General features: G+C 50.1%; 7 protein-coding genes. 2 read left to right on the top strand and 5 right to left on the bottom strand.

Annotated elements, in window-relative coordinates; translation table 11 throughout:
• Window positions 1–616: 616 nt before the first annotated feature.
• Complete coding sequence (locus ACR0KS_RS09005) at window positions 617–910, bottom strand: hypothetical protein (RefSeq protein WP_170566806.1); 294 nt, start codon at window positions 908–910, stop codon at window positions 617–619.
• A 342-nt stretch (window positions 911–1252) separates the two neighbouring features.
• Here ACR0KS_RS09005 and ACR0KS_RS09000 point away from each other — a divergent pair, with 342 nt between their 5' ends.
• On the top strand, window positions 1253–1468 hold the full coding sequence (locus ACR0KS_RS09000; protein ID WP_170566808.1) for a hypothetical protein: 216 nt from the start codon (window positions 1253–1255) through the stop codon (window positions 1466–1468).
• 676 nt (window positions 1469–2144) lie between these two features.
• Here the strand turns inward: ACR0KS_RS09000 and ACR0KS_RS08995 are convergent.
• The 3 genes from ACR0KS_RS08995 to ACR0KS_RS08985 form a co-directional block, all read right to left on the bottom strand.
• Window positions 2145–2480, bottom strand: a complete 336-nt coding sequence (locus tag ACR0KS_RS08995; protein ID WP_170566810.1) for a YegP family protein — start codon at window positions 2478–2480, stop codon at window positions 2145–2147.
• A gap of 335 nt (window positions 2481–2815) precedes the next feature.
• A complete protein-coding gene (locus tag ACR0KS_RS08990) occupies window positions 2816–3715 on the bottom strand; it encodes a hypothetical protein (RefSeq protein WP_480693173.1) in 900 nt (299 codons plus the stop codon).
• A gap of 138 nt (window positions 3716–3853) precedes the next feature.
• Window positions 3854–4375 carry a glutathione peroxidase gene (locus tag ACR0KS_RS08985; protein ID WP_170566812.1) on the bottom strand — a complete coding sequence of 174 codons (522 nt, stop codon included), beginning with the start codon at window positions 4373–4375 and terminating at the stop codon, window positions 3854–3856.
• Window positions 4376–4951: 576 nt separating this feature from the next.
• Between ACR0KS_RS08985 and ACR0KS_RS08980 the strand changes: the two genes are divergently transcribed.
• Window positions 4952–5449, top strand: a complete 498-nt coding sequence (locus tag ACR0KS_RS08980) for a lactoylglutathione lyase family protein (protein WP_170412909.1) — start codon at window positions 4952–4954, stop codon at window positions 5447–5449.
• A 213-nt stretch (window positions 5450–5662) separates the two neighbouring features.
• Here ACR0KS_RS08980 and ACR0KS_RS08975 read toward each other — a convergent pair whose 3' ends face one another.
• A complete protein-coding gene (locus tag ACR0KS_RS08975; RefSeq protein ID WP_170382254.1) occupies window positions 5663–6505 on the bottom strand; it encodes a cytochrome c family protein in 843 nt (280 codons plus the stop codon).
• Window positions 6506–6767: the final 262 nt, after the last annotated feature.

The following is a 6767-nucleotide window of genomic DNA, read 5'->3' as shown; positions in this document are numbered from 1 at the left end:
TTTAACGACGCCGACGATGGATGAACAGCACGCTCCCTTAATACGTTTCTCATCCACTAAAGACCTTAAGCCGTAATTGGTACGTCTGGTTCATTATCAACTGGACAATGCCCGTACTTTGGTTCGCAGCCCTGAACCGCAGTACGGGCAATCTGATCCGATCTCCTAAATAGGCCGTATACTTTAAGATTCCGAGGTCCAATCCGGAATCATGATTCCGCAGCCCCATCCGGAATCGTCTCGTGAGTGACTGCACCTCGCCTCAGTGCGGGGTGCAGTTTCTTTTCGTAATCCAGCTTTAGACATGACGCGTATCGATAATGGGTTCAGCTGCCCACTGAAACCCTACGTGGACTGGTTAGCACCACCTCATTGCGGGGTACTTTTTTGCCAGAAATCCATAGAACGCTGGTTGGAGTGGCAATAAAACGAAAGCCGGTAAACACGGGGCGTTTTCCGACATTCGTAGTCTTCAACGGTGACCGACCGGACCTGAGATGTCAGGTTCCATTGGCAAAGAACGTTTAGTGGGGGTTTGGAGTCGACACAGCACCGTGTCTCGGGCGAAATCGCCAAGGCTGCGCCGCTATTACCAGCAGCGCAACACATTATCAATTTATCGATCGTTCTTTCTCTTACCCGATTTGGATACTTGTCCGCCGGACGTAAATCCTTCGCCGACAAGACCCGCCCCAGTAGCAAAGCTGCCGGCGTTGCCCCAACCGGTGTTTCCCGGAAGCTGCTCAAAGTCTGTACCACTTCCGGGGCGCAGTACCGCAGCAGTGTTTCCGTTGAACTTCTTGATGTTTTCGGTCATTGCTTTTGCATTGGCGCTATTGCCACCAGCAAACGCGGCTGTACCCGACATTGCAACCACTACAGCTACTGCAGCGTAAACTACCTTCGTCATGTTGAATTCTCCTCCCAGTGACGTGTGTAGAAGATACGCCGCTAATCACTGAGTGGATCAATGAGCCGTCATTTGAGAACAAACTTAAAGAACTTGAAAAACCATTCGCGATGAATCCAAAATTGTAATTCTTGCTTCTAAAAAAAGTCGCACACCACATTGGGGATGTTTTCGGGATTTACTCCATCCCGCCTACATGCGGTGTTTTTTCATTAGAGCACTCCGACGCAAACGTCCGGGAAGTTGTTTTTGGTCCGGTGGGCATTTCGACCCGTACCCCTTAAAGAAGGGAGATAAGTCATGACCAAAAGTTTCGACGTAATATCATCCTGAGCTTCGGTGATGGATGAAACCAAAAACCCGTTGAAAAAGTATTCTTTGCCAACTGCCCACATGCTGATGCAACTGCTGGCATGGATGTGGAGCGCAATCTTCTCACTGATGGTCGGCAGCTATTTTGTATTTGGTGTTTCTGCAGTCGGTCACATGCTGTTGATCGGAGGACTGTTTGTAACGCTTTTGGTTTTTCACAAAGCTGAAGAAACCGGGACCAACTGATCTAAAGGTGTCCGACCGGTCCGCGTAGTTCCGTTCCGGTCGGCAACACATTATCAGGTGGTTCGACGCCGTGCTCGTTCGGCCACTCGAAGATTGCCCCCAATCATCCTGAAAACTCAGTGCGCTGCGGTATTCGCGCAGGCGTTCCAGTATGTACCGTAAATCGAAAGGTATTGTGCGGGGCCATCTGCTCATACATTTGTTCCACTTTTGCTCCACATCGGGGCAACAATTGGCTAGGTGTAAATAGCGTTGACGAATGTAGACTTTGGTATGAAATCAAAAGATGCTGCGGCGATTAACATATTTCTTGTAATGCCTTATGAAGTTGGTTAATGTTGGGTTAATCCTGGCCCCCTCTATTCTTATTACACTGGCGGCTTTTGAGCCGCCTTTAATTGTTTTTGTTGTCCACTTACCTTGCCTCAAACGGGGCATAGTGACGGCAATTGGAAAGATGTAGGGTGGCCTCTCAAGATTTTCATGCCGGCAAGTCTATCAATCTGGAATGCCTCTGGATCGCCCTGCAAACATGCCTTTGTTTCATGGTAGCTTGAGGTCGTACGTACTCTATGCGGACAAATCAGCCTCTGGCGTTGGGATAGTACAAACCTTCTTTTCGCCTCGAGACAAGTTCTCCCAGCAATACAGATGCAATTCTTTTGGGCCTCGCTTATCAGATTGTTAGGTCGTCGACCTTTGCCTGAGGCGCGTTCTTTTTGACAGACTCAATACCTTTGTCCCTAGCTGAAGCGCTGCTGTATTGCTCGCTTGTTCCGATTACCTGACCGTTCGAAGCTTTAAGGTTGAACATAGGTTTTCCGGCAGAAGTGTCTTTGCGCTCGTAGCGGCTATCGTCGTTGGCGTTTTTCTTGACAGAGTTGATACCATTTTTTGCGCTGGCTTTTTGTTCATAACCTTCGCTGGCAAGAATGATTTCGCCGTTCCCTGCTTTCAGTCGAAAACGATACTCTCCCGCCTTGTCCGTGAATAGTTCAAATTTCCCAGCCATCGCAGCTTTCTCCCTAAAACTTTTAGAAGGTCAATTTCGGAAACGGCCGTTCACATGGCAAGAAAAATCTTATTCCAACCGGTCTGGGCAAGGAGAAAACGAACGTGAGATTTCGGGCAAAATTGTTCTTGTGTACTATTTAACTTGCTCGTTCCGGGTTTTGGTCTGCCATTCACTGCTGGGAGAGAAACGAGACCGATCGAACGTCTCCTTTGGGCTCAGAGCAGCCATTCGCTATGTTCCGTCTAACTGACCTCTTTGCGGACAAAGCAGTGGTTCAACTCAGACGCGAGAAAACCTCCCCACACATATGGCAAACTGGCTCGATGCCGTGATCAGAACCTGACCCTAAACGCCAGCCCAACCAATGGTGCAGTGTCATACCTTTGCCGACTGATTTCTACTCCGTTCGCATCATCTAAAGTCAGGCGGCCATCAAATTCTGCGCCCGCAAACACGCTCATTGAAACCCCAGGATTCGGATTGTACCCAAGAGAAAGAACTACAGGGATACTCTTATCTTCACCCACCCCATCCGGGGCGAGGCCATCCCCATCTAACCTGAAACGAATTCTCTCTGAACGTGCGGTCAACGAAAGGTCGATAGCCTCATTTAGAGCGTAGCTCAGCGACAACCCGGGGCCTTGCGTTGCTCCGACACCGGAGCCAGTGTTCAAATTCCAGCGGTCATTTATGTCCCAGTCGATAAGCAGAGCCGGAAAAAAATCAGTACCGCTTTCGTCAAATTCAGAAAACGCGCCAAAGGCCGGACCTATCGTTAGGCGCTCGTTCAGTTGCCATGCGATACCTGCAAAAACACCGTAGGTTCTACCGTCAGATGAGGAGGCCCCGCTTTGGTAGTCCCACCTGATCTGTGGCGAAACAAAAACCGTTGTTGTATCCCCCACACGAAACCGGACAGGAACAGCTACGCGAAGGTCCCGGATGTTTTCCCAAGGCTGGTTGTTAGATTGGCTGAAATTAAAATCCAGCTTGCCAATGCTAGTGGAAAGCCCAACGCTGCTTCCGCCTTCTAGATTGTAAAGTGCGGTAGTACGTAGAAACGCTCGACTTGCAGAGAACTTCCCACCGCCACTCAAATCCGCATCCCCTTGAAACGCGGCAAGCCCATCAACCTGATACGCCCAGCCTAACCGAGGCTGTGCAGCCGACGGAAACGCGGTGAACCCAAGAAAAACAAATCCAAAGCAGCACGTTAGAAGAAGATTTTTCATCTGACATTTTCCACGTGAGACTGGTTTCCTTTTGGGATGCCATTGCTGGACGAGCGGTTCAAGTCCTATACCCGCACAATCATCTGGGTGCTTGCGTTTTGTGATGAATGGGTAGAGTGATCCGGCTGGAGCGGTTTTTCATGGCAGGAGTTCCTCGATCTTGTTCGTAATGGACGCCGAAAGCGGATCAACGGTCGACCTGTAGGTTTCTACGACTGTGCCATCGGGACCGATCAAGACCTTGTTGAAATTCCACCTTGGCACGAATCCTTCCTCCTCTTTCAAGGACCGGAAGAAAGGGTGAGCGTCAGGGCCGGTCACGTGTGTTATCACGCTCATCGGCAAATCGATTCCGTATAGCAGTTCGCAGAAATCGCGCACTTCGTCGTTGGTGGCCAGTTCTTGCTTGAAGTCATCCGAAGGGACCGCGACAACAACCAATCCGCGGTTGCGATACCGATCATAAAGGTCTTGAAGCCCCCGGTATTGACGGGTGAACGCGCATTGGGATGCCGTATTGACAACTAGAACCGGTTGACCGTTCCAATCTGACAAAGACAAGGTTCCCCCGTCAATCGAGTCAAACTTCGCGTCAAGTTCAAGAGCGCGCACTTGTTCGCCTAGCAATAGCAAGCCGCAAAGCACAATTATCCGTAACATTCCACACCTCCATTTTCATAGTTGGATACGGAAGAACAATGCGGACGGATTTCATTTTGTGGACATAGCGCGCGGGCCGCGTGCAACTGCCGGCGGTCGCAACTCAGAGATAGAAAATTGGGGAAGTTCGAAAGCTCAATTCAGGCCCATTTTCAAAAATTTTCTTGTTCCTCAGTGGCAACGTCAAAATGGCTTTACCCGAATATATTTGAAATCGGTCGTCACTGGGACTCAGAAAATCATACCAGAACTAGTAATGCACTCGGCACTTTGAGAAGCGCAATACTGTAATTTGAACCTCTGTACTTTGAACTTCCGCGCTACGACGGGCTTTAGACGCAATAAAGAAGAAGACGTTTTCTGCAGGCTAAACAACGCCTGCATTGCTGACGTGGTCGCTTTCAATACCGGGCAGATATCTACCCGTGGATCAACGCTGAAGCGTCAATCAATTTGCTGGCAGCAGCTGTGAATTCGGCAATCACAATTTGACTTTTCCTTTGCTAGGCAGACTTCTACTTGCAGATCATTTTATTGAAACTGAACCTTGGTCCAAAACAGTTGAAAGGAACTACAATGTCGCACACACCTCGATCCTTTTCTCACATAGGACTTTCTGTGCCAGACGTTGATGAAGCCGTAAAGTTTTATTCTGAGGTATTTGGCTTCTACGTCATCATGCCGCCGACAGACGTTCTCGAGGATGATAGCGATATTGGTGTAATGTGCACGGATGTCTTTGGACCAGAATGGAAAAAACTGCGCATAGCTCACATGGCGACTGCGGATCGCGTTGGGATTGAGATTTTCGAGTTCGACGGGAATTATGCGCCTGAAAACAACATGGACTACCGGCGCAATGGGACATTTCACTTTTGCATCCAAGATCCCGACGTGGAAGGTCTGGTGGAAAAAATCGTAGCGGCAGGGGGAAAGCAGCGGATGCCCATTCGTTACTATTATCCGGGCGATAAACCTTACCGGATGGTCTATGTTGAAGATCCATTCGGTATTGTGTTCGAACTATACAGCCATTCCTATGAATTGACGTATTCGTCCGGTGCTTACAATTGAGAAACAATTCAATTTGAAGGCTGCTTTGGCTCCAAATAGCCGTTCTCTGCGTTGCAGCGCCTCTCAAGTTTTTGAGCGACTGTTTTGAGGTCTGAGCGATCGCTAGTTTCAATTCGCTTCAACGACCGCTTTGCGGATAAAGCTGACGTTTGGACTTGCATCTATGACGTCGGTTTGCCTGAAAATTTTGACTTCGAATGGATGGCAAATGCGTTAAGTCGGATCCGGCAACGAGGGAAGTTGGCGCAAGTAATAAATTATTGCATCGACGTCCTCGGGCGTCATACGGCTGTAGTACCCGTAGCCCATGGGCGGCAGCATCGGGTTTCCGTTGGGTCGGACGCCAGTTGTGATCATTTGTTTCAGCTCCGCATCCGTCCACTCGGCAATTCCATCTTCTGCATGCGTTGTCAGGTTGGATGAAACTGAAACTCCCCATGGACCATGGAACTCAAAACCACCTGCACCAAGCTGATTGACCCAATCCGGCCCCATGGGGCCCATTGGACTGTGACACTCAATGCAATGCGCCACCGGACCGGCAAGGTACTCTCCATACTCTACGGTCACACCTTCTTCTGGGTGCACGACGCTTGTGACGGGCGGTCCATATGCGGGAGGTAGCGGTATTTTGTAGACGCTCTCGCCGGGATCATTCTCGACCGCTGGCAAACTGCGCATGTACATCACAATCGACAGAACGTCGTCGTCCGACAGCCGACTGTAAAGTGCTATTGGCATTGGGGGCCCTATTACCCTCGACCCACCTGGGGTAATCCCCTCCCGAATTGCCCGAGCAAATTCCTCGTCTGTCCATTCTGCCACGCGTCCACCCGGGGTGATATTGGGCGCAATTGCCGTAAAGCCTGGATTTTTTTCCACCAGGCGACCGGCCTGGTTCAATTCGATCATTGGTCCTTCGGGTCCAAGTGGAGTATGACAGTTGCCGCAGGCGGCAGGTCCTTCAACAAGGTATTCGCCTCGCTCCAAAGATGGTTCGGCAAACGCCATTGCGCCGGAGACAATGACAATACCTGCCAATAAATTGGTTTTCATGTTTCCCCCTCGTTTCCCTAAGGATGGCATAGAAAGCGAAATTTCCAAAGGTTTTGGGCGGGAGCAGTACTCAGCGTTTCATCTAAAATGGCAGAATGCAGGTAGGAGAGCGACCCGCTGCATCGCGGCAAGTCCGCTCCGAGCCCATTCGCCGCAGCGCCGCGCGACGTGATCGCCTGAACGACCGCTGTGCGGACAAACCTGCCGTTTGGTTTTATTCAAAGCAAGTTTAGCGCGGATTGCTCGCAGAATGTTGCCTGTG

The organism is Ruegeria sp. BC7 (genome assembly GCF_056539165.1).
Note: the sequence above shows the minus strand (reverse complement) of the source record. Positions and strands in the feature narration are given on the sequence as shown.